Below are 25,506 nucleotides of genomic sequence, written 5' to 3' on the forward strand. Positions count from 1 at the left end.
GCCTGTCCGTCGTGGTCTCAGTCGCGTTGGTGGGCTGCTCGCCGGGCCTGGCCGCAAACCCGCGCTACGCCACCAATTCCGGGGCGGGGCCTCAAGGCGAGGCCGAAACCATCGAGGCGCCGGACGGAGCGCCCGGAATCGAGGCCCCGAAGAACGAGCTGGCCTGGCGGGACTGCACCTCGCGGATGTTCAGCGCTGCCCGGGTCGAACGAGTCTCGGGCGTGTCACTGGACTGTGCCGACTTCGACGCCGACCTCGATCCGATCAACGGTGCCAGCGGGACCGTGAGCATCGGGGTGGTGCGGGCGAGATCCGCCCAGACACCCGGTGACGCCGGGCCGCTGGTGATGACGACCGGGACAGATCTGCCGTCGTCGGTTCAGCTACCGGTCTGGCTGTCGCGGGCCGGCACCGACGTGCTCGCCCAACACCCCGTCGTATCGGTAGACCGCCGCGGAATCGGAATGTCCAGTCCGCTGGACTGCCGTGACCTGTTCGACCGCCGGGAGATGATCGAGCAGGCCCAGTTCCTGGCAGGTGACGACCCCGTCGCCAACCTGCGCGCGGTGACGATGACGGCCACGACGAGCTGCACCGACGCCATCGCCCCCGGGGACTCGGCCTACGACAACGCGCACGCCGCCGAAGACATCGAGCGCCTCCGCACCACCTGGGATGTGCCCGCCCTGGCGCTGCTCGGCGTCGGCAACGGCGCGCAGGTTGCGCTGGCCTACGCCGGGTCCCACCCGAGCAAGGTAGCCAGGCTCATCCTCGACTCTCCCCTGCCGTTGGGCATTTCCGCCGAGGCCGCCACCGAACAGCGCGTCCAGGGCGAGCAGGCCGCCCTCGACGCGTGGGCCACCCAGTGTGTGGCGACGAACTGTGCCCTGGGCCCCGACCCCAAGGGCGCGGTTGACGCGTTACTGGACTCGGCGCGGGCAGGCGATGGACCAAACGGCGCCTCGGTTGCGGCGGTCGCCACCGCCATCTCGACCGCGCTGGCCTATCCGCAGGGCGACAGAGTGGCTGCCGGTAACGCATTGGCTCTCGCGATCGCCGATGCCCGGTCCGGCAACACCAGCCGGCTGACCAACCTGATCAACCAGGCCGAATCGCTGCGCCAGACCGACGGCCAGTTCGTCAACGCCTGCAGCGACGCGTTGAACCGGCCCACCCCCGACCGGGTTCGCGAGCTCGTCGTGGCGTGGGACAAGATCTACCCACAGTTCGGCACTGTCGGGGCCCTCGACATGGTGAAGTGCCTGAACTGGCCCAGCGGCACGGCGCCCCAGGAACCCAAGGACCTCGAGATTCCGACGCTGCTGCTCGGCGTGCAGAACGACCCCATCGTCGGCAACGAAGGCGTCGCCGCGGTCGCCGCCACCGCCATCAACGCCGGGTCGTCCAACCGGCGGGTCATGTGGCAGGGCATCGGGCACGGCGCAACCATCTACTCGCCGTGCGCCCTACCGCCGGTGATCGGTTACCTGGACTCCGGCGAGTTGCCGCCCACCGATACGTACTGCCCGGCCTGATCCAGGACGCGTCGCGCCAGCCCTTGCGGCTGTCCGGCCGCGCGTTCGGGTACGGTGCGGACGTGCGTGATCTCGTTCTGGCCCCATTTAGGCCTCGCACCTCCCCGCCCAGCACCGCGTCGGTGCTCCGATCGATCCTGTGGCCGCTGGCGATTCTGTCGATCATCCACCGCAGCTTCGTACTGGCCACCAACGGCTTCATCACCGACGACTTCGCTCCCGTCTATCGCGCGGTGGTGAATTTCAAGCTCGGGCTCGATATCTATAACGAGAACTTCGACTACGTCGACCCGCATTATTTGTACCCACCCGGCGGCACGCTGATCATGGCGCCGTTCGGCTATCTGCCGGTCGAGGCGTCGCGCTATTGGTTCATCTTCTTCAACACGCTGGCGATCGTGCTGGCCGCGTACTTCCTGTTGCGGCTGTTCAAGTTCACCCTCGCCTCGGTGGCCGCACCGGCGCTCCTGCTGGCGATGTTCTGCACCGAGAACGTCACGAACACACTGGTTTTCGGGAACATCAACGGCCCCATCCTGCTACTGGAGGTGCTGTTCTTCCGCTGGCTGCTCGACAGCCGCCGGACCGGCAACCGAAACTACGAGTGGTGGGCAGGCATCGCCCTGGGGCTGACGCTGGTGGTCAAACCGCTGCTGGCCCCGCTGCTACTGCTGCCGGTGCTCAACCGTCAATGGCGTGCGTTGGCCGCTGCCTTCGCGGTGCCGGCGGTGTTCAATGCCGCGGCCTGGCCGCTGATCAGCGACCCGATGAGCTTCATCACCCGCACCCTGCCCTACATACTCGCGACCCGCGACTATTTCAACAGCTCGATTCTGGGTAACGGCGTCTACTACGGACTGCCGATGTGGTTGATCATGCTGCTACGGGTGGTCTTCGCAGTGCTCGGCGCGGCCTCACTGTGGCTGCTGTACCGGTACTACCGCACCCGCGACCCGTTGTTCTGGATGCTGACCTCGTCGGGGGTGCTGCTGCTGACGTCATGGCTGGTGCTCTCCCTCGGGCAGGGCTACTACTCGATGATGCTGTTTCCGTTCCTGATGACGGTCGTGCTGCCGAACTCGGTGATCCGCAGCTGGGTGGCCTGGGCGGCGATCTACGGCTTCACGACGATGGACCGCTGGCTGCTCGGTCACTGGCCGACGACAGGACGCGCGCTGGAATACCTCAAGATCACCTACGGCTGGTCATTGTTGTCGATCGTGGTGTTCGTCGTGTTGTTCTTCCGATACCTCGACGCAAAGGATGACGGACGCCTCGACGACGGCATCGACCCACCGTGGGTCGAGCAACCTGCCGGCACCGGGGCCAAGACCGGTGCGACTTCGTGACACTCCCCGGCGAGTAGCCTGAGAGCCATGACAGGGACGGGTTCTGCATCCGAGTCCGGGCCGGATTCTAGGGCGGGTCCCGCGCTGGTGCTGACCGACGATCAGTGGCGCGAACGGCTCAACCAGGAGGAGTTCGCCGTGCTGCGCCGGGCCGGCACCGAGCGACCCTTCACCGGCGAGTACACCGACTCCAAGGCCGAGGGGGTCTACGTCTGCCGCGGGTGTGGCGCGGAGTTGTTCCGCAGCACTGAGAAGTTCGACTCCCATTGCGGCTGGCCGTCTTTCTTCGATCCAGCTGCCGCTGACTCAGTGCTACTGCGTGCCGACGACACATCGGGAATGCACCGCGTCGAGGTGCTGTGCGCCCATTGCCACAGCCACTTGGGACACGTTTTCTCCGGCGAGGGCTACCCGACCCCGACCGACAAGCGCTACTGCATCAACTCCATCTCGATGCGAATCGTGCCGCCAGCCCAGTAAGACTCATGAGGTCAGGCCAGGAGATAGCCCTGGTTTGGCTTCTGCGCCTCCAGCAGGTCCAGTAGGGCCGACGCGGGAAGCGGCGGGCTGTAGTAGTAACCCTGGGCGACGTCACAGCCGTACTCGAGCAATTTGGCTGCGGTCTCGGCGTTCTCGACGCCCTCAGCCACCGGGGTCACCCCCAACACGTGCGCGAGGTCGATCACCGCGCGCACAATCGCCGCCGATGTCGGCTGGGTCAAGATAGGCGCGATGAACTCCCGATCGAGCTTGACCTCGTGGACCGGGAAGTCGCGCAGGTACCACAAGGCCGAGTAACCCGTGCCGAAGTCGTCGATGGCTGTCCGTATTCGGAAGTCGCGCAGCTTCGTGAACGCGGCACGGGTACTTTCCAGGTTTTCGAGCAGCAGGTCCTCGGTGATCTCAACGGTCAGCACCTCGGGCGGCAGCCCCCGAACCTCCAGAGCCGACATGATCTGCCCGGGAAGATCCGCGTCGCTGATCGAGGGGGCGAAGAAGTTGACCGAGACGGGGACCCCAACGCCCTTGGCATGCCAGGTAGCCGCGTCGTCCAGGGCCAGGTTGAGCATCAACGACGTGACTGAGTGCATCAGACCGTGCTCGCGCACCAGCGGCAGGAACTTATCGGGACCCAGCAGTCCGTGCCGCGGGTGGGGCCAGCGGACCAACGCCTCCACCCCGACGATCCGGTCGGTGCGCACGTCGAACTTCGGTTGGTACACCGCACTGAGTCGGGCATGCTCGATCGCGTACCGCAGCTCACCCAGCAGTCGCGCCGAATCTCGAATGCCTTCGGCTTGTGGCTCCGTGGCGAGCGACGTTTCGGCACTCCCGATCCGTCGACGCCGATCCAGTTCGGGCGCGAAAGTGAACAGCTGACTGGACCGAGATCGCTTCGAGGCATACATCGCGATATCGGCCTGCCTGAGCAATTCATCGACCGTCAGAGCGCCCTCGTTGGCCGACGCAACCGCCAACCCGACGCTGGGTCGCACCAGCAGATCCTCGCCTTCGATGACGAATGGCCGATCAAAAGCCTGCACCACGCGCTGCGCGGTCACATGAGATGCCGCCGACTCGCCTTCGATCAACACCGCGAACTCATCGCCCCCCAGGCGCGCGACGGTGTCGGCGGAACGCACCGTTGCGGTCAGCCGCGCCGCCACCTCGACCAGCATGGCGTCTCCGGCCGGATGACCCAGCGTGTCGTTGATGAGCTTGAAGTCATCGAGGTCGAGTACGAGCACCGCAACGGTCAGCTCGTCGCGCTCGTGTCGCTTTATCGCCTGCGTCAGCCGGTCGGCGAAAAGTGTCCGGTTCGCCAGTCCCGTCAGCGGATCGCGCAGCGCCCGATAGGAAGCCTCGACGAGCAGGCGGCGATTCTCGTCGAGCACCAGCAGTTGTCTGACCATGACCGCGAGTAGCGTCGCGCTACCTACCAGGTACATCGCGCCCAGTCGCGGGAGCAGCACCGGAGCGCAGACCGCAACGGCGATCGCAACCGGCACGAACGGCAGCCAGATCGATGCCCGCGACGGCGCCCGTGGCGCTACTGCCACCGGCTCGTGGGTTGCTTGGCGGCTGACCAGAGCCGCGGCGCCGATCGCCAGGAAGCCCCAGCCCCAGCCGAGCGAGATGGCTTGGTAGTACCGTTCTTCCACCGCAGTCGTGTAGGCGTAGGCAATATCAGCGATCGCGATGAGCATCAATCCCGCGGTCAGCAGCGCCATCATCGTCCGGTCCTGGTCGGGGACTCGAACCAGGATGAGTAGCGCGACGGTGACCAGCGCGATTCCCGCGACGGGGTCGGCCAGCGTCAGCGCCAGCGCCAGCGGTTCCAGCGCCAGGGCGTGGTACACGGTGCCCAGCAGCGTGACCCACGTTGTCGAAAACAAGGCGCCGGCCACAATCACGCCATCGAGCAGCACCCGCAGCCGCGTGGAGCGTGGATAGTCACCCAGCAGGAATATCAGCGCGAGGCCCGCGGCGGCGGGCAGTATGGCAAAGCCGAGGTCGGCCACCGACTGGAACTGCATCGTCTCGCGGACCAGACTTCGATAAGTCCACACCAACTGTCCGACCGCAAAGCCACCGCAACCGATCGCCATGGACACCCACGCCGCACGCCGGCGGCCCCGAGTTCCCAGCGCGGCGGCCACCGCGCAGCCACCGGCGAACAGGGCGGCGAGCAGTAACACCAGATCGTTGACAACCTGGAGGGTGGACTGATCACTCCAGCTGATCAGCTGCACAACGGCGAATCCGCTACCCGCCGTGACGATGGCCGCCGCCATGGTCCGGGCATTCGGCATCATCGGATGCTAGCAAAGTTTCGGGCGCGGCATGACGCGATTCACGCGAACGTCACGTTGCGGTCGGTCGGATCGGTTACCGCAAGACAGCGACGTGCCATCTCGCCAGTCCGGCGGGCCTAACCACAGTTACAGCGCGCAGCGAGGCATTTATAGCAAATTCTCACGGCACGGTCGTGACGAGTTGTTCAACAGAAACCCGCGGTCCGGTGAAAAAGGGTGTCTCCTCACGCACGTGAAGGCGAGCATCGGTGGCCCGCAGATCACGCATCAGGTCAACGATGCGATGCAACTCGGGAGCCTCGAAGGCCAGCAGCCACTCATAGTCACCCAGCGCGAACGCCGGCACCGTATTGGCTCGGACATCCTTGTAGCCGCGTGCCGCCATTCCGTGCTCGGACAGCATGCGCCGGCGCTCTTCGTCGGGCAGCACGTACCACTCCAGCGAGCGCACGAAGGGGTAGACGCAGATGTAGGCACCGGGCGCCTCACCAGCCAGGAACGCCGGGACGTGGCTCTTGTTGAACTCGGCGGGCCGATGCAGTGCCACATTGCTCCACACCGGCGTCGAGGCGCGCCCCAGCATCGTGCTGCGGCGAAAATTCGAGTAGGTCGCCTGCAACGCCTCCACATTCTCGGCGTGGGTCCACATCATGAAATCGGCGTCGGCCCGCATCCCGGCGATGTCGTAGAGACCACGCACGGTAACCCCGTTCTCCTCCTGGACCTTGAGAAAGGCGGCGGTCTCATCGGCAACGGCGGCGCGCGCGTCATCTTCGTCGGGCAGCACCCCCGGCCGCACCGAGAACACCGAGAACATCAGGTAGCGGATGGTGGAGTTGAGAGCGTCGTAGTCAAGCTTGGCCATGCGCCCATCGTGCCACGGTCGATATCCCCCGTCGCTGCGCTCGCCCCGGCCCTATCCCCCGTCGCTGCGCTCGCCCCGGCCCTATCCCCCGTCGCTGCGCTCGCCCAGAACCGATGCCGCCGCCCGCGTCGCCGCCGCCACACACGCCGGCACCCCGATACCGTCGAGATAGGCACCCGCCACCGCCAACGTCGGCGGCAACCCGGCCCGCAGCTCGGCGACCAGGTCGCCTTGCCCGGGTCCGTATTGCGGCATCGCGTCGATCCAGCGCGCTACCTGGTAACCCACCGGTTCGACCGAGATCCCGAACAGCGTCGCGAGGTCCTCCCCCGACCAGCTCAGCAATTTCTCGTCGCTCACGCTGCGCGGGGGGCTGGATTCGTCGGAGTCGCCGAACCGCCCGAACGACAGCCGAACCATCTCGACGCTGTCACGCCTGCCCCACTTACGCGACGATAACGTTATCGCCTTGGACCGCAACCGTCCTCGGCCCGCTACCAGCACTCCGGACTGCTCAGGAAGCGGCGTCCCGCCCGGCAAACCCAGGGCAACCACCGCCGAGGAGGCCACCGGGATCTTTCGAGCCGCCGCCGCGCTGCTCGCGGCCAGATCGCCGATGAGCGACGGCAGCCGCGGCGCGGGCACCGCAAGCACCACCGCGTCGGCAGACCAACGCCCTCCCCCGGCGTCGACGAGTTCCCACCCCGCCGCGGCACGGCCGAGGCCAACAACGCCGACCCGCACCCAGCGCAGGCCTGAGCGGCGCACCAGTTCATCGACGAGCACCGTGTATCCACCCTCGACGGCGCCGAACACCGAACCCTGCTGGGGTGGCGGCAGGGCCGTGCGCACCGCCTCGGTCAGGCTGCGCGCCCCGAGGTCCAGTGCCGCCGCGACCGTGGGCGCCGCCGCCCGGATTCCGATCGTCGCTGCCGAGCCCGCGTAAACACCTGACAGAAGTGGGTCGACCGACCTGGTCACCACCTGCTCCCCGAAGCGTTCTCCCACGAGATCGGCGACCGCCGGGTCAGCCCCGGCAACCCAGCGCAGCGGCCGGCTTGGTTCGTCGAGCATCCATCGGATGGTGGCGTCGTCCACCAGACCCGAGAGCGCGTCTGGCCGTGACGGGATGCCGTTCACGGTTTCCCCGGGCAGCGGGTGGAGCCGGCCTTCGCTGTAGATCAGCGGCCGTGCCCCGCTGGTCCCAATCTGCCTGCCTGACAGTCCCAACTCGGCGAGCAGCGCGGGCACTTCCGGCCTGCGCGCCACGAAAGCTTCGGCGCCAACGTCTACGGGATGGCCGCAAATTTGCTCCGTACGCAGCAATCCGCCGAGACGCTCGGCCGGGTCCAGCATGGTGATCACTGCCTCCGGGCCGGCCGCCACCCGCAACCGGTATGCTGCGACGAGACCCGAAATGCCGCCTCCGACAACACAATACCGGGCGTTACTGACGTTGGTCACAGCTCATGCACCAGGGCCACCGCATCGGTGATCACCTTGGGGTCGGTCCCGGGCAGCACCCCATGCCCGAGGTTGAAGACGTGCCCGACAGCGCCCGCGGCGACGGCACGTCGACCGTCCTCCACGACGCCGCGTACCGCGCGCTGCACAGCCGGCCAGCCCGCAAGTAGCACCACCGGATCGAGATTCCCCTGCAGCGCGCAGCCGCGCTGCACCCGCACCGCGGCATCGGCCAGCGAGGTCCGCCAATCCACACCCACGACCGCGGGCGCGTCATGTCCGGCGACGACCTCCGACATTGCGCCGAGCAATTCGGCGGTGCCCACACCAAAGTGCGTCATCGGCACCCTGAAGTCGGCGAGCGTCTCGAATACCCTTGCGCTGTGCGGTAGTACATAGGTGCGGTAGTCGGCGAGGGAAAGCGTCCCGGCCCAGGAGTCGAACATCTGGATCGCGTCGACCCCTGCGTCGAGTTGGGTCCGCAGGAACGCGATGGTCACATCGGTCAGTGCCGTCATGAGCGCATGCCAGGTAGCTGATTCACCCAGCATCATCGCCTTGGTGTGTTCGTGATTGCGGCTGGGCCCACCCTCGACGAGATAAGAGGCCAGCGTGAAGGGAGCGCCGGCGAAGCCGATCAACGGGACCTCGCCCAGCGCGGAAGTCAGCTGGGTGATCGCCGTGGCCACCGGTAGCACCTGCTCGGGCTGCAGGGGTGCGATCGCGTGGACATCGTCGAGCGTTCGGATCGGTTGGTCTATCACCGGGCCGACGTCGGGAACGATGTCCAGTGCGATCCCCGCGGCCCGCAGCGGCACAACGATGTCAGAGAACAGGATCGCCGCGTCGACGCCGTGCCGGCGCACCGGTTGCAGCGTGATCTCGGTGATCAGGTCGGCGTCGAAACACGCCTGCATCATCGTGGTTTTGGCGCGAAGCGCCCGGTACTCCGGCAGCGACCGTCCCGCCTGCCGCATCATCCAGACCGGCACCCGGTGGGGCGTGCGGCCTGCGACAGCGGCCAGGTACGGCGATTCAGGCAGCTCGCGACGCGTGTTCATCGCCCCCCATGCTGCCATGCCGGATCACCGTGTTCGTCGCCGAGACGACGAAGGACAACGTGCAGGCAGAATCGGCGCGCCTGCGCCCAGACCTGCCCAAATGGACTAGCGTCAAACGCCGTGACCACCGCCGAACCGGCTCAATTCCGTGAAGCGGTGGCGGCCATGAATGCCACCACCGTGCGCCCGGAGATCGAGCTGGGTCCGATCCGGCCGCCGCAGCGGCTGGCCCCGTTCAGCTTTGCGCTGGGCGCCGAAGTCAAACACCCGGAGACAGCGGTCATCCCGGAGCGTTCCGAAGGTGATGCGTTCGGCCGGCTGATCCTGCTGCACGACCCTGAAGGCGCGGAGGCCTGGGACGGCACGATGCGCATGGTGGCCTACATTCAGGCCGATCTGGACTCCAGCGAAGCCGTGGACCCACTGCTTCCCGAGGTTGCCTGGAGCTGGCTGGTCGACGCGCTCGATCAGCGGTCCGAGCACGTCACAGCACTGGGCGGGACCGTAACGGCCACCACCTCGGTCCGCTACGGAGACATCTCCGGGCCGCCGCGCGCGCACCAACTCGAGCTGCGTGCCTCCTGGACGGCGACGACGCTGGAACTCGGACCACACGTCGAAGCTTTCTGCGAGGTGCTCGAACACGCCGCGGGACTACCACCCGCCGGGGTGACCGACCTGAGCCCTCGCACCCGCGCCTGAGCACATGTCCGAGCCCGAGTCAGTTGCTTCCGCCCTGGCACCGGACAAGGCCGGCGACGAACCTGACGAGTCCGAGTCTCCGGAGCCCGAGGCCACACCCCTGCTGGCTCCGCGCGACGGCGTTCCCGAGGTGTCGGTCAGTCGCTACGAAATCACCGCCGCGGCAGATCTTCTGGCCTCCGGTACCGGACCGTTTGCCGTGGACGCCGAGCGTGCATCGGGGTTCCGCTATTCCAACCGGGCCTACCTCGTGCAGATACGCCGGGCCGGCGCGGGCACCGTCCTGATCGATCCCGTCAGTCACGGCGGAGACCCCCTCCAGGTCATGGCGCCGCTGGCCCAGGTGCTGGCCACCGACGAATGGGTGTTGCACGCCGCCGATCAGGACCTGCCGTGCCTGGCCGAGATCGGTATGCGCCCGACTGCGCTCTACGACACCGAACTGGCCGGACGCCTCGCCGGCTTCGAGCGGGTCAACTTGGCCGCGATGGTGCAGCGACTGCTCGGACTGCAGTTGACCAAGGGCCACGGCGCCGCAGACTGGTCCAAGCGACCATTGCCCCCGGACTGGCTGAACTATGCCGCCCTGGACGTCGAGGTGCTCTGCGAACTGCGCGACGCCATCGCCGCGACTCTTGCCGAGCAGGGCAAAAGCGATTGGGTGCGGCAGGAATTCGAGTTCCTGCGCACCTTCGAAGCAGCCCCGACCAGGCGGGACCGTTGGCGCCGCACGTCGGGTATCCACAAGGTCCGGGATCCCCGGGCGCTGGCCGCGGTACGCGAACTGTGGACCACCCGTGACGAGATCGCCCGGCGCCGCGATATCGCGCCAGGTCGCATACTGCCCGACAGCGCGATCATCAAGGCCGCGACCGTGAACCCCGACAGTGTCCAGAAGCTCACCGAACTGCCAGTATTCGGCGGAGCCAAGCAACGCCGAAGCGCCCAGGCATGGGTGGACGCGCTGGCCCGCGCCCGTAGGACCACTGATCCACCCAGCGCTTCGGAACCGTCCAACGGCCCGCCCCCCGCCTCTCGTTGGGCGCGGCGCAAGCCGGAGGCAGCCGCGCGGCTCGAGGCGGCCAGGTCGGGACTATCCGTACTTGCACAACGGGTTTCAGTGCCCGTTGAGAACCTGCTGTCCCCTGAAACCGTGCGGCGCCTGTGCTGGGACTGGGAAGCGGTGGACGATACCGAAGCCGCCATCGAAGGTTTCCTGAGCGGTTCCACCGCGCGCCAGTGGCAGCGCGAACTCGCCCTACCGGTGCTCATCGAAGCGCTGTCAGCACCGGCCGCCGCCGACTAGACCGTCAGTCGAGTCGTTCGCTGACTTCCTGTTCGGTCACCGATGCGCCCAGCGCCGCCACCCAACCGGTGATCTGGCGAGCGAGATTGCGCTCGGTCAGCCCGATGGAGTCGAGCACCTCGCCGCGCGAGGCATGCTCGAAGAACTGCTGGGGCAGGGCCGCGTCCCGGCACGGCACATCAACCTCGGTGCGCCGCAGAGCGCCGGAGACCGCCGAACCTATCCCGCCGTGTACTCCGTTGTCCTCGACCGTCACCACCAGCTTGTGCCGGGCCGCCAGTGCCGCAATCTCATCTGGAACGGGCAGCACCCACCGCGGGTCGACCACCGTCACGCCGATGCCCTGGTTGCGTAGACGCTCAGCCGTCGCGAGCGCCATCGCCGCGAAGGGCCCGACCGCAACGACGAGAACATCCGCTGACAAGCCCCCGGCGGGAACTGCGAGCACATCAACACCACCACGACGTTCGACCGCCGGAATATCCTCGCCCACATCCCCTTTCGGGAAGCGAATAGCGGTAGGCCCGTCGTCGACATCGAGCGCCTCGCCGAGCTCCTCGCGCAACCGGGCCACATCGCGCGGCGCGGCCACCTTCATGCCGGGCACCACGCCAAGGATCGACAGGTCCCACATGCCGTTGTGGCTCGCGCCGTCGGGGCCGGTAATCCCGGAGCGGTCCAGCACCATGGTCACCGGTAGCTTGTGCAGCGCGACGTCCATCATGACCTGGTCGAACGCGCGGTTCAGGAACGTCGAGTAGACGGCGACCACCGGATGCATGCCGCCCATCGCCAAGCCGGCCGCCGACGTCATCGCGTGCTGTTCGGCAATGCCGACGTCGAAGAATCGGTCCGGGAACCGCTGCCGGAACGCACTGAGCCCTGTCGGCCCCGGCATCGCGGCGGTGATCGCCACGACATCGCGCCGCTTGGCCGCCAACCGGATCAGAGCCTCCGAGAACGTGGAGGTCCAGCCGGGTCCGGGCACCGAGGTCGCCAGGCCCGTCTCCGGATCGATGACGCCGCAGGCGTGCATTTGGTCGTCCTCGTCGTTTTCGGCCGGCGCATAGCCCATGCCCTTACGGGTGACGACGTGTACGACGACCGGAGCTTTGAAGCCGCGGGCGTGACGCAGCGCGTTCTCCACCGCGTGTTCGTCATGACCGTCGATCGGCCCGACGTACTTGAGTCCGAGATCGGTGAACATCACCTGCGGGGACAGCGCATCCTTGATGCCGGCCTTGACGCTGTGCATGCACTGGTAGCAGAACTCGCCGATCACCGGTACGCCCCGCATGGCTTTGCGGCCCTCGTCGAGCACCTTCTCGTAGCCCGGTTGCAGCCGAAGGCCGGCCAGGTGTTCGGCGAAGCCGCCGATCGTGGGCGCGTAACTGCGGCCGTTGTCGTTGACGACAATGACCACCGGCCGACCCGAGGCGGCGATATTGTTCAGCGCCTCCCAACACATGCCACCGGTGAGCGCACCGTCGCCGACCACGGCGACGACGTGCCGGTTGCGGTGTCCGCTGAGTTCGAACGCCTTGGCCAAACCGTCGGCGTAGGACAGCGAGGAACTTGCGTGACTGGACTCGACCCAGTCGTGTTCGCTCTCGTCCCGCGACGGGTAGCCGGACAGGCCGCCCTTCTTGCGCAGCGTGTCGAAGTCATGGCAGCGTCCGGTGAGCATTTTGTGCACGTAGGCCTGGTGCCCAGTGTCGAACAGGATCGGGTCGTGCGGCGAATCGAAGACGCGGTGCAGCGCCAAGGTCAACTCCACGACGCCGAGGTTGGGTCCCAGATGCCCACCTGTGGCCGCGACCTTGTGGATCAGGAAGTCGCGAATCTCGCGGGCGAGTTCGTCCAGTTCCGCCTGCGTCAGGTGCTGCAGATCAGCGGGACCGCGGATCTGTTCGAGCATGCGATCAGTCTACGCACCGCCGCCGCCGTCAGTCCCGTCCAGTCTCGTAGACATCGGGCACTCCATCGTGGTTGGCATCGGCAGTCTCTTGGATATGAATCCGCCGGTAGGCGGCATTTCTACTGCGCAGCAGAAGAGACGCCAACAGTGCGGCCAACAGTGACCCGGCCAGCACACCAACCTTCACCAATTCGTCACGATTGGTGCCCAGTCCGTAGGCCAGATCGCCGATCAGCAGCGACACGGTGAAACCGATTCCGGCGAGCATCGACACCCCCAGCACGTCGATCCAGCGCAGGGAGGCATCCAGCTTTGCCCGGGTTACCGAAGCCACCACGCGGGTGGTGAGCAGAATGCCGACGGGTTTGCCCACGACCAGGCCGAGCACGATGCCGAGCGCGATCGGGTCGCTCAGCGCTGTGGTGAGACCGCTCAGGCCACCCAGGCTCACACCAGCTGCGAGAAAGGCGAATACCGGGATCGCTATCCCTGCCGACACGGGACGCGTGCGGTGCTCGAAGTATTCGGCCATGCCCACGTGTGTTTCCCGATCGGCCTGAGTATCGCGCCGAGTCGCTGAACGGCGCACCGGGACCGCAAAGCCCAACAGCACCCCGGCCACCGTCGCGTGTACCCCTGACTCATGCACCAGGACCCAGGTGGCCAGCGCGAGTGGGATCAACACCCACCAGGCCTGCACACCGCGTTGCACGCACACCGTGAACAGCGCCAGCGGTACCAGCGCCAATGCCAGCGCGCCTATGTTGATTTCGTCGGTGTAGAACACCGCGATGACGGTGATCGCCAACAGATCATCCACGACTGCGAGGGTCAGCAGGAACGTGCGCAAAGCGGCAGGCAGATGCGTGGAGATGACTGCGAGCACGGCCACCGCGAACGCGATATCGGTCGCAGTCGGAATGGCCCAGCCGCGCAGCGCACCGTCACCGGTACGGAAATTCACCAGGACGAAGATCGCCGCCGGCACCACCATGCCGCCGACCGCGGCGGCGATCGGGATCGCGGCACGACTGGGGTCGCGCAGATCACCGGCGACGAACTCACGTTTGAGTTCCAGCCCCACCACGAGGAAGAAGATCGCCAGTAACCCGTCGGCGGCCCACGCACCCAGGGACAGGTTCAGGTACAGGCCGAACGGCTCACCGCCGATCTTGAGATCCCGCAGTGCGAAATAGGCTGGCGCCCACGGCGAGTTGGCCCAGATCAGTGCGGCGCCGGCGGCGACGAGCAGGATCACCCCGCCGACGGTCTCCTTGCGCAGAATCTCGGTGATCCTGCGGGTTTCCGACCACGACCCGCGGGTAAGAAGGGCGGTTCGTCTGCTTCTCCCGCCGGGGTTAGATTTCACAGCCTGCCTCTAGTTGTCATCGACGAATGCCCGCCGACCAGACTTCCCGGCACACCCGAACGACACTATGTCAGACGCGCGGTTTGCGCCGACTATCTGCTCAGTGCCGCGATGCATTCGACATGGTGGGTCAACGGGAACGAGTCGAACACCTCCAGCTTCTCCACGGTGTAGCCGTGGCGACGGTAAAGACCGATATCCCGCGCGAAAGATGCTGCCTCACAACCGATATGCACAACTCGAGATACCCCCGCCGCCGCCAGGAGTTCAATCACCTCACGGCCGGCCCCGGCACGGGGCGGGTCCAGCACCGCGACGTCAGCGCCACGACGCTGCCCGGCCAGCGCGCGCCGAACGGACTCGGTCAGCACCGAGACGGAGCCGAGGTCGGCCAGCGCGGCACGCGCCGACCGGGATGCGCCCCGTGAGGTGTCGACGGACAGCACCCGGCCGGTGTCGCCGACGGCTCGGGCCATCGCCGCAGCGAACACGCCGACGCCGCCATAGAGGTCCCACGCGGACATGCCCTCCTCGAGCTCGGCCCACTCGGTGACCAGCGAGCTGTACAGCGCCGGCGCGTCGCGGTGGGCCTGCCAGAACGCCGTCACGGGTACCCGCCAGCTCCGCCCGGCGACACTCTGGACTGCCTCGTAGCCACCTTCGGCTACGGTCGTCCGATTGCGGCCTCCGGCGACCACCACGTGACGATCGCCGACATCGTCGATGGCCACGTGCACATTTGAGTGCGCGGGCCATCGCCTGTCGGCGACACCGGCGAGCATCCCGGCGGGCAGCTGCGCACAATCCAGCCGGTGCACCAGCTCGGAACTGCGGTAGCGGTGAAATCCCGCGCGGCCGTCCGCAGAGGTGTCCAGCCTCACTCGGGTGCGCCAGCCGGTGGAACCCAGGACGCCCACGGGCTCAGCGGCAGCGTCCTGCTCATCGCGCCACTGGTATCCGCCGAGGTGGGCGAGCTGATTGGCTACCACCGCACCTTTGAGCCGGCGTGCGGCGGACGGTTCGGCGAAGGCCAGGTCACAGCACCCTGCTCCGTCCACCCCGGCGATCGGACACAGCGGGTCGACTCGATCGTCGGCGGGCTCGATCACCTCGATGACCTCGGCGTTCCAGTAGGAGGCGCGGTCCCGGTCTGCCTTTCGCAGACGGACCCGGACCTTCTCTCCGGGCAGCGCGTACCGCACAAACACCACCCGGCCCTCGTGGCGCGCCACGCAGCTGCCCCCGTTGGCCGCCGCGCCGGTGGTCAGCGTGAGTTCGTCGGGCGGCGTGTCACCGCTTGAGTGAGGGGTCCGGCTCAATCCAGGAATCCTCTGCGCGCGTCGCCGGGAGCCGATTGCGGCTCCAGTTTTCTGCGTCGTTCCGACGAAGACAGCTGCCACGGAACCGATGTCACCATCACATTGGGTTCGAACAGCAGCCTGCCCTTCAACCGCAGAGCACTCTGGTTGTGCAGTATTTGCTCCCACCAATGGCCCACCACGTACTCGGGGATGAACACGGTGACCACAGCGCGGGGCGAGTCCTTGCTGACTCGTTTGACGTAATCGAGCACCGGACGGGTGATCTCACGGTAGGGCGAGGCGATCACCTTCAGGGGCACGCTGATGTCGCTGTGCTCCCATTTGTGCACCAGCGCGCGCGTTTCGCCGTCGTCCACGCTGACGGTGATCGCCTCCAGGCTGTCCGGCCGGGTGGCCCGCGCGTAGGCCAGCGCGCGCAACGTCGGCATGTGCACGTTGGACACCAACACGATCGCGTGATTGCGGCTGGGCAGCACGACGTCCTCGGTCTCGGCGGACCGCAGTTGGAGCTCGCGGCTGACCGAAGCGTAGTGCCGGTGAATGAGCTTCATGATGGCGAAAAGCGCACCCATCGCCAGGATCGCGATCCACGCACCGGACACGAACTTGGTGACCACCACGATGATCAGCACGGTGCTGGTACAGAGAAAGCCGACGGAGTTGATGATCCGGGAGCGGACCATTCGGGCGCGGGCATCGGCGTCAGTTTCATTGCGTAGCAGTCGGTTCCAGTGCCGTATCATGCCGGCCTGACTGAAGGTGAACGACACGAACACCCCCACGATGTAGAGCTGGATGAGGGCGGTGACTTGCGCCTGAAACGCCACCACGAACGCGATCGCACCGAAAGCCAGAAACAGGATTCCGTTCGAGAACGCCAGTCGGTCGCCCCGGGTATGCAACTGGCGGGGCAGGTAACGGTCCTGCGCCAGAATCGAACCAAGCACCGGGAATCCGTTGAACGCAGTGTTGGCAGCCAACACCAAGATCAGCGCGGTCACGCTGGCGATCAGGAAGAGGCCGGCCGGGAAGTCATGGAACACCGCATCGGCCAGTTGCGCCACCAGGGTTTTCTGGTGGTAATTGTCCGGCGCGCCGATGAGTTGTTCTTGCGGCCGCTGAGCGATCTGCACGCCCGTCGCCTTGGCCAGCATGATGACGCCCATGAACAGCGTGATCGCAATGACGCCCAGCATGAGCAGTGTGGTGGCGGCATTTCGCGACTTGGGTTTGCGGAACGCCGGAACGCCGTTGCTGATCGCCTCGACACCGGTCAAGGCGGCACTGCCCGACGCGAAGGCGCGTGCGACCAGAAAGACCAGCGCGAAGCCAAGGATTTCGCCGTGCTCGTTGTGCACCTCGAAGTCCGCGGATTCAGCTCGCAGCGGCTCGCCCAGCGCATAAATCTGGAAGAACCCCCAGACCAGCATGATGTACATGCCGATCATGAACGCATAGGTCGGAATGGCGAATGCGGTCCCCGATTCGCGTACGCCGCGCAGGTTCAATGCCGCGAGAAACAGGATCGCAGCTACCGCGAACCACACCTTGTGGTGGGCGACGAAGGGCACCGCCGACCCGATGTTCGACATCGCCGCCGACATCGACACCGCCACGGTCAGCACGTAGTCCACCAGCAGTGCGCTGGCCACCGTAAGCCCCGCGGTAGGACCGATATTGGTGTTGACCACTTCGTAGTCACCGCCGCCGGACGGGTAAGCGTGCACGTTCTGGCGATAGCTGGCGACCACGATGAGCATCACCGCCGCCACCGCCAGACCTATCCACGGTGTCATCGCGTAGGCCGACAGACCTGCCACCGACAGCACCAGGAATATCTCCTCGGGGGCGTAGGCCACCGAGGACAGCGCGTCAGAGGCGAAGACCGGCAGGGCTATCCGCTTGGGCAGCAGAGTGTGCGACAGCTTGTCGCTGCGGAAGGGCCGACCCAACAGCAACCGCCGGGCGGCAGTCGAAAGCTTGGACACGAGTGCCAAGAGTAAGCCCGAAAGCCGCTGGCCGTGGGAGAGCGGTAGCGTTCTCCACTGCGAAGTTACTGCAGCAGCAGGGTTGACTGGGCCACATCTGGTTCCGGCCGGAAAGGACCGTGAGGGTGCGTGTAGTGGTGATGGGATGCGGCCGGGTGGGCGCATCCCTGGCGAACAGCCTGGCCAGGCTCGGCCACGACGTGGCGGTGATCGACCGGGACCGCTCGGCTTTTCATCGGCTCTCCCCCGAATTCGAGGGAGAACGAGTGCTCGGCATGGGCTTCGACCGCAGTGTCTTGTTGCGTGCAGGCATCGAGGGCGCCGCGGCTTTCGCGGCGGTGTCCTCGGGCGACAACTCCAACATCATCTCCGCGCGGGTGGCGCGGGAAACGTTCAGCGTGCCGCGCGTGGTCGCGCGCATCTACGACGCCAAGCGCGCGGCAGTCTACGAACGGCTCGGCATACCTACCGTGGCCACAGTGCCCTGGACCACCGACCGGCTGCTCAACGTGTTGACCCGCGAGAGCAAGACGACCAAGTGGCGCGATCCCACCGGCAACGTCGGGGTCGCCGAGCTTGCGCTACATGAGGACTGGGTTGGCCACCGTGTCGCAGAGCTCGAGGCCGCCACCGCCGGACGGGTGTCGTTCATGATCCGGTTCGGCGCCGGCACTTTGCCGGACGCCAAGACTGTGATCCAGGCCGGCGACCAGGTCTACCTGGCGGCGATCTCCGGGCAGGTCGCCGAGGCCCTGGCCATTGCGGCGCTGCCTCCCAGCGCGGACCCGGAGGCCTGATGAAAGTCGCGATTGCCGGAGCCGGAGCAGTGGGCCGCTCCATCGCCCGCGAGCTCGTCGAATCCCACGAAGTCACGCTGCTCGAGCGCAACCCGAAACATATCGACGTCGATGCGATTCCGGCGGCCGATTGGCGCCTGGGTGACGCGTGCGAAATCACCCTGCTGGAGTCGATCAAGCTCGAAGAGTTCGACGTGGTGATCGCGGCCACCGGCGACGACAAGGTCAACGTGGTGCTCAGCCTGCTGTCCAAGACAGAGTTCGCGGTAGCCAGAGTGGTCGCCCGGGTCAACGACCCCCGCAACGAGTGGCTCTTCGACGAAGCCTGGGGAGTCGACGTCGCGGTGTCCACCCCGCGAATGCTGGCCTCCCTGGTCGAGGAGGCGGTCTCGGTCGGTGATCTGGTGCGGCTGATGGAGTTCAGCAAGGGCCAGGCCAATCTGGTCGAGATCACGCTGCCCGACGACACGCCGTGGGGCGGCAAGCCGGTGAAGCGGCTCGAGTTGCCCAGGGACGCCGCGTTGGTGACGATCCTGCGCGGTCCGCGGGTCATCGTCCCGGAAGGTGACGAGCCTCTCGAAGGTGGTGACGAACTGTTGTTCGTCGCGGTGAGTGAAGTCGAGGACGAGCTGCGCGAGCAGCTGTTGCACCCGCGTCAGCGCTGAGCGTCGTCGGCTCGATTCTGCACCGAGTCCTCGGCACCCGACGCCGGACCGGGAGGACCGGACGCGTCGGCGTCGTCTGCCGGGTCGGCGGCGTCATGCTGGTGCACTGCCCGTTGCGCGGCTCTGATCGCCAGATAGGTCACCAGTGCGGCCAGTGCGGTCAGCGGCCAGCCCATTGCGATGCGGGCCACCCCCAGCCAACCCGTCTTGTCGGCGTCGTACAGGTGGTGCTGCACCACGAACCTGGCGGTGAACACCGCTACCCACACCAGTGTCGCGACGTCGTAGGCCAGCACCGCGCGCCGCACGCCTCGCCAGCTCCGGTCGTGGCTGTTCACCCAGCCCCAGACGTAACCGACCACGGGGCGCCGGATGACAACCGAAACCGTGAACACGATTGACCAGAACAGCGACATCCAAATGCCCAGCAGGAAATATCCCTTGGAGGCCCCGACGAGGTAGGCGATCAGGGCGCTGATTCCGACGGCGAAGAAACCCGAGATGGCAGGATGGACGGAGTCCCGCCGCACGAGGCGCCACACCAGGATCAGGGTCGCCACCGCGATGGCGGCGCCGATGGCCGGCAAGAGCCCGAACGCCGAGGACATCGGCACGAACACCACAACAGGCAGCGACGAGTAGATCAGGCCGCGGACTCCGCCCATCTGCTCGAGGACGGCTGCACCGCGTGGTCGTGACGTCTGCTCGCCCGGTTCGGTGCCGGGGTCAGTCACCTTTGAATCTCGTAGTGGGGGTTGTAGATCGCCTTGGCGCCGTCACCCAACTTGCCCACCCGGCCGTGGACCCGGAGCATCCGGCCGGATTCGATGCCCGGGATGCGGCGCTGCCCCAGCCAGACAAGCATCACCGAATCGGTTCCGTCGAACAGTTCGGCCTTGACTCCGCCCGAGCACCCTTTGCCGTTGCACTCGACACTGCGCAGGGTGCCGACCATCGTGACCTCTTGGCCGCGCTGACAGTCGATCGCCTTCTGCGCGCCACTGTTCGCGGCGCCGTCGCTGAGCTCCTCGACGTCGAGTTGTTCCGGGTCTTCGGTCAACCGACGGGTGAGCCGCCGAAGATACCCCTCGGCAGTGGCCATGGCTTCTCCTGACCTTCTGTCAATCCGCTGTGGTTTCACCCAACGTCCGCCACGGTAGACCTCTTGGCCGGGACATGCCACGTCAGGGGCGGCCTCGTCGCACCAGCGATTCCGCAGCGGTGCACGATCGTGACATGACGGTCAATCTGCGCGGCGTCACCACCGTTCTGCTTCCCGGCACAGGATCCGACGACGACTTCGTCTACCGGGCGTTTTCCACCGCGCTGCACGATGTCGGCGCGGTCGTCGTCACCCCACCGCCGCAGCCGCAGCGTTTGGTCCAGGGGTACTGCGACGACCTCGACCGTGCTGCTCGTGCTGCCCACCCGCTGCCGATCGCGGTGGGCGGCGTATCCATCGGTGCCGCCGTCGCGGCGACCTGGGCGCTGTCGCATCCCGGCCGCGTGGTCGCGGTTCTGGCCGCGTTGCCGGCCTGGACCGGCGCGCCCGATGGGGCACCCGCAGCGCTGGCGGCCCGGCATTCCGCGGCCTTACTGCGGCGCGACGGCCTGGCGGCGGTCACTGCCCAGATGCGGGCGTCCAGCCCGGTGTGGCTGGGTGAGGAGTTGGCGCGGTCATGGGCCGGGCAGTGGCCCGCGTTGCCCGATGCGATGGACGAGGCAGCCCACTATGTCGCTCCGACGACTGGTGCTCTGGAGGGGTTGACCGTGCCGATGGGCGTGGTGTCAGCCACCGACGACCCGGTGCACCCGATAGAGGTCGGCATCGAGTGGGCGTCAGCGGCCGCGGGTGCGGCGCTGCGCACCGTGACCCTCGATGAGATAGGGACCGACCCCGCGGTCCTGGGCACGCAGTGCCTGGCCGCCCTGACGGACGCTGGGTCCCGCTACTAGCCGCCGGTGATGGTGCGCAGTTGCTGCATCGCCGACCCCTGGGTGGTGCGCCGGGCCGCGGGCTGCTGTTGCGGGGGTTGGGGCGCCGCCGCGGCCTGCTGCGCGGCCGCCTGCTCGGTAGCTGCGCGCAGTTGTTCGGCCATCGGCTCGGGCAGCTGGATGGGCAACGGACTGCGCACCGGCATCGGAGTATCGCCGCGTCGAACAACCGCGTCCGCCAGTGCATCTCGGGCCTGTTCGGCCAGCGCACCGATGCGGTCGTAGGGCCCGCTGACCACGCAGCGGATCATCCATCGGTAACCGTCGACGCCGATGAAACGCACAACACCGGCATTGTCGGCGCTGACGCCGACCACTTCCCGACCCCACGGGCCGTCCTCGATGCCGACCTTGGGGACGTCCTTGCGCAGTGATTCGGCCAACTCGGCCGCCACCTCGCGCCACAGGCCAGGGGATTTCGGCGCCGCGTACGCCGCGACGGTGAAGCGACCGTTGGCGGTCACCACCCAGACCGCGCTCGGCGCCCCGGTGTTGCTCAGCTCAACCTGCACCTGCCCGGCTTCGGGCATCGGGATCAACACCGATCCCAGGTCCAGCCTGGCCACGGTGGCGACGGCCGGATCGTCGAAATCGTCGATGTCGAAGGGGCCCTCGAGCTCCTCGTCGGGGTCCGCCGCCGTCACCTCAGATGTCCCCGTCACCTCAGAGGTCCCCATCGCATCAGAGGTTCCCGTCGCATCGGGGGTCTGGGAACCGTCGTCGCGTTGTCTTCTCAGTGCCATTTTCACAAACTCGCATGTCCGCCGGAGGAACCGTGACCGCCATCGCCACGGGTTGTTTCAGCCAAACCAGCCTCGTCAAAGGACGCCACCTCGGCCAGTTCGGGTAGTTCCACACGCTGCACCAGCAACTGGGCGATCCGGTCCCCCCGACGAATGGCGATCGGGTTTCCGGGGTCCAAGTTGATCAGGGCAACCTTGATCTCGCCACGATAGCCCGCGTCGATGGTGCCGGGGCTGTTCACGATCGAAAGCCCCACGCGGGCAGCCAGACCCGAGCGTGGGTGCAGAAGACCCACCATTCCGAACGGGATGGCCACCGCCAACCCCGTCGGCACGAGCGCCCGCTCCCCGGGTCCAAGTTCCACGTCCCGTGCGCTGTAGAGGTCGATTCCCGCATCGCCATCGTGGGCCCGACTTGGCAGCGGCAGGTCGCGATCCAGTCGCACTACCGCCAAAGAGGTGGACACGACGTCAGAGATTACCCTTGGCTGCGTGTCCGACACGCGCGCCACGACGCAAACTGTTCGCTATCGCGAACGGCTGAGGATCCCGTGGTGGTGGTGGCTGCCCGGTTTGGGCCTGGCCTCGCTGATCGCCTACCAGTTCAACCAGGGCGTCAGGGCGCTGCCGGACTGGTTGCCGTTCGCGATCCTGTTGCCGGTAGCGGCAATCGTGATTCTGTGGCTCGGCAGGACCGAACTGCGTGTCACCAGCAGCGGCGGCGAAACCGAGGTGTGGATCGGCGCCGCCCATCTCCCCGTCGCCGTCATCGAACGCTCGGCTGAGGTGCCCAGGTCGGCCAAGTCCGCGGCGCTGGGCAGGCAACTCGATCCGGCCGCCTACGTCGTGCACCGAGCGTGGATCGGGCCGATGGTTCTGCTGGTTCTCGACGATCCCGATGATCCGACGCCGTACTGGTTGATCAGCGCCAGACGCCCGGACAAGGTGCTCGAAGCGCTCACCGCCTGAGTTCGTGGTGATACCTCAGGGGCCACAGTCGGTACAGAGCTTCAAGCCTTTCTTCTCACTGGCCAGACGGCTGCGGTGATGGACCAGGAAGCAGCTTGAACAGGTGAACTCGTCGGCCTGCTTGGGAACTACCCGCACCGACAGTTCCTCACCGGACAGGTCGGCGCCGGGCAGTTCGAAGGACTCCGCAGACTCAGATTCGTCGACGTCGACAACCGCCGACTGGGCTTCATTGCGCCGCGCCTTGAGTTCCTCTAATGAATCCTCGGAAACGTCGTCGGTCTCGGTGCGCCGTGGCGCGTCGTAATCGGTAGCCATCGTCGTCCCCTCCAAAAAAACTCACATGATGCTTTCGCAACCAGCAGTGCTTTGTACCAGCGTCGAACGCATCCGCGAAACGATTCGTGCCCGTATTCCTACCCGTTGTGATGTGATTTACGTCACATTCGTCTCCTGCGCTCTCCCGATGCCGGTAGAAGCCCTGGCCACGCTGGCCTTAGAGTGCACATCGTGGTCACGCAAATCACCGACGGAACAGCGTTCGACAAACACGGACGGCCGTTCCGTCGGCGTAGTTTCCTCCCCGCAGTGATCTTGTTCGCATCCCTGGCGGTGGTGACCCTGCTCGTCTGGGTGATCGCGCTGTCGCGTCCCCCGGACATCCGAGAAGCCGCAGTCTGCAACCCGCCCCCCGCTCAGGCAGATCCCGAGGAACCCGGACTCCAACTCGGCGAGCCGGAGCCTCGGGACGAGATGATCGACGTCACCCCAGCCAAGCTCGCCGATACCAAGATCCGCGTGCTCAACGCCAGTGGGCAGGGCGGGCATGCCGGCGAGGTTGCCGGCGCCCTGCGCGATCTGGGTTTCGCCAATCCCGAGGCAGCCAACGATCCGATCTACCAGACGGCGCGGCTGGAATGCCAGGGTCAGATCCGGTTCGGGCCCTCCGGTCGAGCCTCGGCGGCCGCGGTCTGGCTGGTGGCCCCGTGCACCGAACTCTTCCAGGATGAGCGCACCGACGACACCGTTGACCTGGCGCTGGGCACCGATTTCACCACTCTGAGCCGCAGCGACAACATCGATGCCGTGCTCGCCAGCCTGCTGCCCGACGCCACGCAGCCGGCTGATCCGGCGTTACTGTCCAAGATTCACAACGGAACTTGCTGAGCACCGCACATTTGCGGGTCTCAGGGCGCTACACCAGCGGGCAATCGCGCTCACCGGGCAATCGCGCCGCAGCGTGCGAGCGCATCGTCGAACGCGGCGCTGATACCCGGTGCGGCCGCCACCACCAGGCCCGCCCCGTCGGCCGATCGCGGTGGGCGCACCAACGCGCCCGCCTCAGTGGCGATCAGCGCGCCGGCTGCCCAATCCCACACTTTGACGCCATCCTCGTAGTAAGCGTCGAGCCTGCCGGCAGCCACCATGCAGAGGTCCAACGCGCACGAACCGATCCGCCTCAGATCCCGCACCTCCGGCAGCAGGCTGGCGACGATCTGTCCCTGCCGCTTGCGCCGATCGGGCTGATAGGCGAAACCCGTACCCACCAATGCCGCCGGCAATCGGGTGAGCGCGCTGCAGCGGAGCTCGCTGACCACACCGTCGCGCAGCAGCCGAGAGCCCTGCCCCAGCGCCGCGGAGAACAGGGCTCCGGCGGCGACGTCGGCTACAGCTCCTGCCACCGAGACGCCGTCTCGCTGTACGCCGACAGACACGGCGTACGCCTCGATCCCGTACAGGAAGTTCACCGTTCCGTCGATCGGATCCAACACCCACGTGAGCTGCCCGTCCCGATCGGCCGCCGGCCCGCCTTCCTCTTCGCCGAGGATGCGTTCACCCGGGCGCAGTTCGGCGAGCCGGTCCCGCAACAGCCGCTCGGTCTCGGTATCGACCACGGTGACGGGGTCGGTAGGGGTGCTCTTGGTTCGCACCGCGCAGCCATCCTCTGGCCCCGAGTCGCCGCTGCTGCCGACGGCTCCGGCGCCGAAAACCTCCATGCGGCGCCGTCTGACGAACGCCGCCGCCTCGGACGCCACCTGCTCGGCCACCGAACGAAGCAGCGCGGGGTCGGTGTCACTTTCAGTCACGCGACCATCGCAACACATCCGGAGATCAGTGCCCGCCTGGGATGCAGGACTGCCACACGTCGGCATTGGCAAGCCGATAGTGTGTGGAGACCCGCCTTAGCTGCTTCGTAGCCGCCGACCTGCGCAGAGGAACTTTTTATGACCGCCACCCAATCACCGGCCACCGATGGCGGCGGCGCGGTGCAGCGCCGCGGGTTCGGCATCGACGTCGGCGGCAGCGGCGTCAAGGGCGGCATCGTGGACCTCGACACCGGCCTGTTGATCGGCGACCGATTCAAGTTGCTCACCCCCCAACCTGCCACCCCCGAAGCCGTCGCCAAGACCATCGCTGAGGTGGTCGCGCACTTCGGATGGCAGGGCCCGCTCGGGGTGACATACCCGGGCGTGGTGACCGACGGGATCGTGCGGACGGCGGCCAACGTCGACAAGGGCTGGATCGGCGCCAACGCCCAAGAAGTGATCGGCGGGGCGCTGGGCGGTCAACGCGTGGCGGTGCTCAACGACGCCGACGCCGCGGGACTCGCCGAGGAGAGATTCGGCGCAGGCAGAAACAAA

The 25,506-nt window shown here is 66.8% G+C and carries 25 protein-coding genes; 11 read left to right on the forward strand and 14 right to left on the reverse strand.

Going from position 1 to position 25,506, the window contains the following annotated elements; all coding sequences use genetic code 11:
- Positions 1 to 11 precede the first annotated feature (11 nt).
- Genes ACPGXI_RS13265 through msrB form a run of 3 tightly spaced genes read left to right on the forward strand, consistent with a single transcriptional unit; the run spans position 12 to position 3,364 of the window.
- Positions 12 to 1,535, forward strand: coding sequence for an alpha/beta fold hydrolase (locus ACPGXI_RS13265; protein WP_526653592.1), 1,524 nt, complete (start codon positions 12 to 14; stop codon positions 1,533 to 1,535).
- Positions 1,536 to 1,564: 29 nt separating this feature from the next.
- A complete protein-coding gene (gene aftC, locus ACPGXI_RS13270; protein ID WP_526653638.1) occupies positions 1,565 to 2,884 on the forward strand; it encodes an arabinofuranan 3-O-arabinosyltransferase in 1,320 nt (439 codons plus the stop codon).
- A gap of 27 nt (positions 2,885 to 2,911) precedes the next feature.
- Positions 2,912 to 3,364 (forward strand): peptide-methionine (R)-S-oxide reductase MsrB, encoded by a 453-nt coding sequence (gene msrB, locus ACPGXI_RS13275; protein ID WP_526653594.1) that lies wholly within the window; start codon positions 2,912 to 2,914, stop codon positions 3,362 to 3,364.
- Positions 3,365 to 3,375: 11 nt separating this feature from the next.
- Here msrB and ACPGXI_RS13280 read toward each other — a convergent pair whose 3' ends face one another.
- The 4 genes from ACPGXI_RS13280 to hemE all read right to left on the reverse strand — a co-directional run bounded on the left by ACPGXI_RS13280 (position 3,376) and on the right by hemE (position 9,090).
- Positions 3,376 to 5,697 (reverse strand): putative bifunctional diguanylate cyclase/phosphodiesterase, encoded by a 2,322-nt coding sequence (locus ACPGXI_RS13280; protein WP_526653596.1) that lies wholly within the window; start codon positions 5,695 to 5,697, stop codon positions 3,376 to 3,378.
- A gap of 163 nt (positions 5,698 to 5,860) precedes the next feature.
- Positions 5,861 to 6,565 carry a hydrogen peroxide-dependent heme synthase gene (gene hemQ / locus ACPGXI_RS13285; protein ID WP_526653598.1) on the reverse strand — a complete coding sequence of 235 codons (705 nt, stop codon included), beginning with the start codon at positions 6,563 to 6,565 and terminating at the stop codon, positions 5,861 to 5,863.
- A gap of 81 nt (positions 6,566 to 6,646) precedes the next feature.
- On the reverse strand, positions 6,647 to 8,029 hold the full coding sequence (locus ACPGXI_RS13290) for a protoporphyrinogen oxidase (protein WP_526653600.1): 1,383 nt from the start codon (positions 8,027 to 8,029) through the stop codon (positions 6,647 to 6,649).
- A complete protein-coding gene (gene hemE, locus ACPGXI_RS13295) occupies positions 8,026 to 9,090 on the reverse strand; it encodes a uroporphyrinogen decarboxylase (protein ID WP_526653602.1) in 1,065 nt (354 codons plus the stop codon). Before hemE ends, ACPGXI_RS13290 begins: the two co-directional genes overlap by 4 nt.
- Before the next feature lie 120 nt (positions 9,091 to 9,210).
- Between hemE and ACPGXI_RS13300 the strand changes: the two genes are divergently transcribed.
- The gene (locus ACPGXI_RS13300; protein WP_526653604.1) at positions 9,211 to 9,792 is read left to right on the forward strand and encodes a DUF3000 family protein; all 582 of its coding nucleotides are present in this window, start codon (positions 9,211 to 9,213) and stop codon (positions 9,790 to 9,792) included.
- Positions 9,793 to 9,796: 4 nt separating this feature from the next.
- Complete coding sequence (locus ACPGXI_RS13305) at positions 9,797 to 11,098, forward strand: HRDC domain-containing protein (RefSeq protein WP_526653606.1); 1,302 nt, start codon at positions 9,797 to 9,799, stop codon at positions 11,096 to 11,098.
- A 4-nt stretch (positions 11,099 to 11,102) separates the two neighbouring features.
- Here the strand turns inward: ACPGXI_RS13305 and dxs are convergent, their stop codons facing one another.
- From dxs to ACPGXI_RS13325, 4 genes are all read right to left on the reverse strand, one after another.
- Positions 11,103 to 13,016, reverse strand: coding sequence for a 1-deoxy-D-xylulose-5-phosphate synthase (gene dxs / locus ACPGXI_RS13310; RefSeq protein WP_526653608.1), 1,914 nt, complete (start codon positions 13,014 to 13,016; stop codon positions 11,103 to 11,105).
- A gap of 28 nt (positions 13,017 to 13,044) precedes the next feature.
- Positions 13,045 to 14,385, reverse strand: a complete 1,341-nt coding sequence (nhaA, locus tag ACPGXI_RS13315) for a Na+/H+ antiporter NhaA (RefSeq protein ID WP_526653610.1) — start codon at positions 14,383 to 14,385, stop codon at positions 13,045 to 13,047.
- A 92-nt stretch (positions 14,386 to 14,477) separates the two neighbouring features.
- Complete coding sequence (locus tag ACPGXI_RS13320; RefSeq protein ID WP_526653612.1) at positions 14,478 to 15,704, reverse strand: class I SAM-dependent RNA methyltransferase; 1,227 nt, start codon at positions 15,702 to 15,704, stop codon at positions 14,478 to 14,480.
- Positions 15,701 to 17,695: an amino acid permease gene (locus ACPGXI_RS13325; RefSeq protein ID WP_526653614.1), complete on the reverse strand. Its 1,995-nt coding sequence runs from the start codon at positions 17,693 to 17,695 to the stop codon at positions 15,701 to 15,703. Before ACPGXI_RS13325 ends, ACPGXI_RS13320 begins: the two co-directional genes overlap by 4 nt.
- Before the next feature lie 125 nt (positions 17,696 to 17,820).
- On the opposite strand from ACPGXI_RS13325, the gene ACPGXI_RS13330 reads away from it, so the two are divergent.
- Both ACPGXI_RS13330 and ACPGXI_RS13335 read left to right on the forward strand, forming a co-directional pair.
- Positions 17,821 to 18,492, forward strand: a complete 672-nt coding sequence (locus tag ACPGXI_RS13330; protein WP_526653616.1) for a potassium channel family protein — start codon at positions 17,821 to 17,823, stop codon at positions 18,490 to 18,492.
- On the forward strand, positions 18,492 to 19,157 hold the full coding sequence (locus ACPGXI_RS13335; protein ID WP_526653618.1) for a potassium channel family protein: 666 nt from the start codon (positions 18,492 to 18,494) through the stop codon (positions 19,155 to 19,157). The genes ACPGXI_RS13330 and ACPGXI_RS13335 overlap by 1 nt, the downstream gene beginning before the upstream one ends.
- Here the strand turns inward: ACPGXI_RS13335 and ACPGXI_RS13340 are convergent.
- Together ACPGXI_RS13340 and ACPGXI_RS13345 are read right to left on the reverse strand one after the other, a co-directional pair.
- Positions 19,148 to 19,891: a DUF3159 domain-containing protein gene (locus ACPGXI_RS13340; RefSeq protein ID WP_526653620.1), complete on the reverse strand. Its 744-nt coding sequence runs from the start codon at positions 19,889 to 19,891 to the stop codon at positions 19,148 to 19,150. The two genes, ACPGXI_RS13335 and ACPGXI_RS13340, sit on opposite strands and share 10 nt — an antisense overlap.
- Positions 19,888 to 20,259, reverse strand: a complete 372-nt coding sequence (locus tag ACPGXI_RS13345) for an OB-fold nucleic acid binding domain-containing protein (RefSeq protein ID WP_526653622.1) — start codon at positions 20,257 to 20,259, stop codon at positions 19,888 to 19,890. The genes ACPGXI_RS13340 and ACPGXI_RS13345 overlap by 4 nt, the downstream gene beginning before the upstream one ends.
- A gap of 134 nt (positions 20,260 to 20,393) precedes the next feature.
- On the opposite strand from ACPGXI_RS13345, the gene ACPGXI_RS13350 reads away from it, so the two are divergent.
- Positions 20,394 to 21,113, forward strand: coding sequence for an alpha/beta fold hydrolase (locus ACPGXI_RS13350; protein ID WP_526653624.1), 720 nt, complete (start codon positions 20,394 to 20,396; stop codon positions 21,111 to 21,113).
- On the opposite strand, the gene ACPGXI_RS13355 is transcribed toward ACPGXI_RS13350, so the two are convergent.
- Together ACPGXI_RS13355 and dut are read right to left on the reverse strand one after the other, a co-directional pair.
- Positions 21,110 to 21,829 carry a DUF3710 domain-containing protein gene (locus tag ACPGXI_RS13355; RefSeq protein WP_526653640.1) on the reverse strand — a complete coding sequence of 240 codons (720 nt, stop codon included), beginning with the start codon at positions 21,827 to 21,829 and terminating at the stop codon, positions 21,110 to 21,112. The two genes, ACPGXI_RS13350 and ACPGXI_RS13355, sit on opposite strands and share 4 nt — an antisense overlap.
- Positions 21,830 to 21,897: 68 nt before the next feature.
- Positions 21,898 to 22,362 (reverse strand): dUTP diphosphatase, encoded by a 465-nt coding sequence (gene dut / locus ACPGXI_RS13360; RefSeq protein WP_526653626.1) that lies wholly within the window; start codon positions 22,360 to 22,362, stop codon positions 21,898 to 21,900.
- 25 nt (positions 22,363 to 22,387) lie between these two features.
- Between dut and ACPGXI_RS13365 the strand changes: the two genes are divergently transcribed.
- Positions 22,388 to 22,864 (forward strand): DUF3093 family protein, encoded by a 477-nt coding sequence (locus tag ACPGXI_RS13365; RefSeq protein WP_526653628.1) that lies wholly within the window; start codon positions 22,388 to 22,390, stop codon positions 22,862 to 22,864.
- Between the two features lie 15 nt (positions 22,865 to 22,879).
- Here the strand turns inward: ACPGXI_RS13365 and ACPGXI_RS13370 are convergent, their stop codons facing one another.
- On the reverse strand, positions 22,880 to 23,182 hold the full coding sequence (locus tag ACPGXI_RS13370; RefSeq protein WP_526653630.1) for a DUF4193 family protein: 303 nt from the start codon (positions 23,180 to 23,182) through the stop codon (positions 22,880 to 22,882).
- A 192-nt stretch (positions 23,183 to 23,374) separates the two neighbouring features.
- Here ACPGXI_RS13370 and cei point away from each other — a divergent pair, with 192 nt between their 5' ends.
- A complete protein-coding gene (gene cei, locus ACPGXI_RS13375) occupies positions 23,375 to 24,031 on the forward strand; it encodes an envelope integrity protein Cei (protein ID WP_526653632.1) in 657 nt (218 codons plus the stop codon).
- Between the two features lie 50 nt (positions 24,032 to 24,081).
- On the opposite strand, the gene ACPGXI_RS13380 is transcribed toward cei, so the two are convergent.
- Complete coding sequence (locus tag ACPGXI_RS13380) at positions 24,082 to 24,969, reverse strand: inositol monophosphatase family protein (protein WP_526653634.1); 888 nt, start codon at positions 24,967 to 24,969, stop codon at positions 24,082 to 24,084.
- A gap of 120 nt (positions 24,970 to 25,089) precedes the next feature.
- On the opposite strand from ACPGXI_RS13380, the gene ACPGXI_RS13385 reads away from it, so the two are divergent.
- Positions 25,090 to 25,506 (forward strand): ROK family protein (locus ACPGXI_RS13385; RefSeq protein WP_526653636.1); only part of this gene is annotated, 417 nt, incomplete at its 3' end.

Origin of the sequence: Mycobacterium sp., assembly GCF_049608025.1 — a bacterium.
Classification (GTDB): Bacteria; Actinomycetota; Actinomycetes; order Mycobacteriales; family Mycobacteriaceae; genus Mycobacterium.

What these genes read in the sequence shown, in the direction of transcription:
- ACPGXI_RS13380 (WP_526653634.1), bottom strand. Translation starts at nt 24,969, where the DNA reads ATGTGTTGCGATGGTCGCGTGACTGAAAGTGACACCGACCCCGCGCTG.
- dxs (WP_526653608.1), bottom strand. Translation starts at nt 13,016, where the DNA reads ATGCTCGAACAGATCCGCGGTCCCGCTGATCTGCAGCACCTGACGCAG.
- msrB (WP_526653594.1), top strand. Translation starts at nt 2,912, where the DNA reads ATGACAGGGACGGGTTCTGCATCCGAGTCCGGGCCGGATTCTAGGGCG.
- ACPGXI_RS13350 (WP_526653624.1), top strand. Translation starts at nt 20,394, where the DNA reads ATGACGGTCAATCTGCGCGGCGTCACCACCGTTCTGCTTCCCGGCACA.
- ACPGXI_RS13370 (WP_526653630.1), bottom strand. Translation starts at nt 23,182, where the DNA reads ATGGCTACCGATTACGACGCGCCACGGCGCACCGAGACCGACGACGTT.
- hemE (WP_526653602.1), bottom strand. Translation starts at nt 9,090, where the DNA reads ATGAACACGCGTCGCGAGCTGCCTGAATCGCCGTACCTGGCCGCTGTC.
- ACPGXI_RS13335 (WP_526653618.1), top strand. Translation starts at nt 18,492, where the DNA reads ATGAAAGTCGCGATTGCCGGAGCCGGAGCAGTGGGCCGCTCCATCGCC.
- ACPGXI_RS13345 (WP_526653622.1), bottom strand. Translation starts at nt 20,259, where the DNA reads ATGGCCACTGCCGAGGGGTATCTTCGGCGGCTCACCCGTCGGTTGACC.
- ACPGXI_RS13280 (WP_526653596.1), bottom strand. Translation starts at nt 5,697, where the DNA reads ATGCCGAATGCCCGGACCATGGCGGCGGCCATCGTCACGGCGGGTAGC.
- ACPGXI_RS13355 (WP_526653640.1), bottom strand. Translation starts at nt 21,829, where the DNA reads ATGGGGACCTCTGAGGTGACGGGGACATCTGAGGTGACGGCGGCGGAC.
- hemQ (WP_526653598.1), bottom strand. Translation starts at nt 6,565, where the DNA reads ATGGCCAAGCTTGACTACGACGCTCTCAACTCCACCATCCGCTACCTG.
- ACPGXI_RS13305 (WP_526653606.1), top strand. Translation starts at nt 9,797, where the DNA reads ATGTCCGAGCCCGAGTCAGTTGCTTCCGCCCTGGCACCGGACAAGGCC.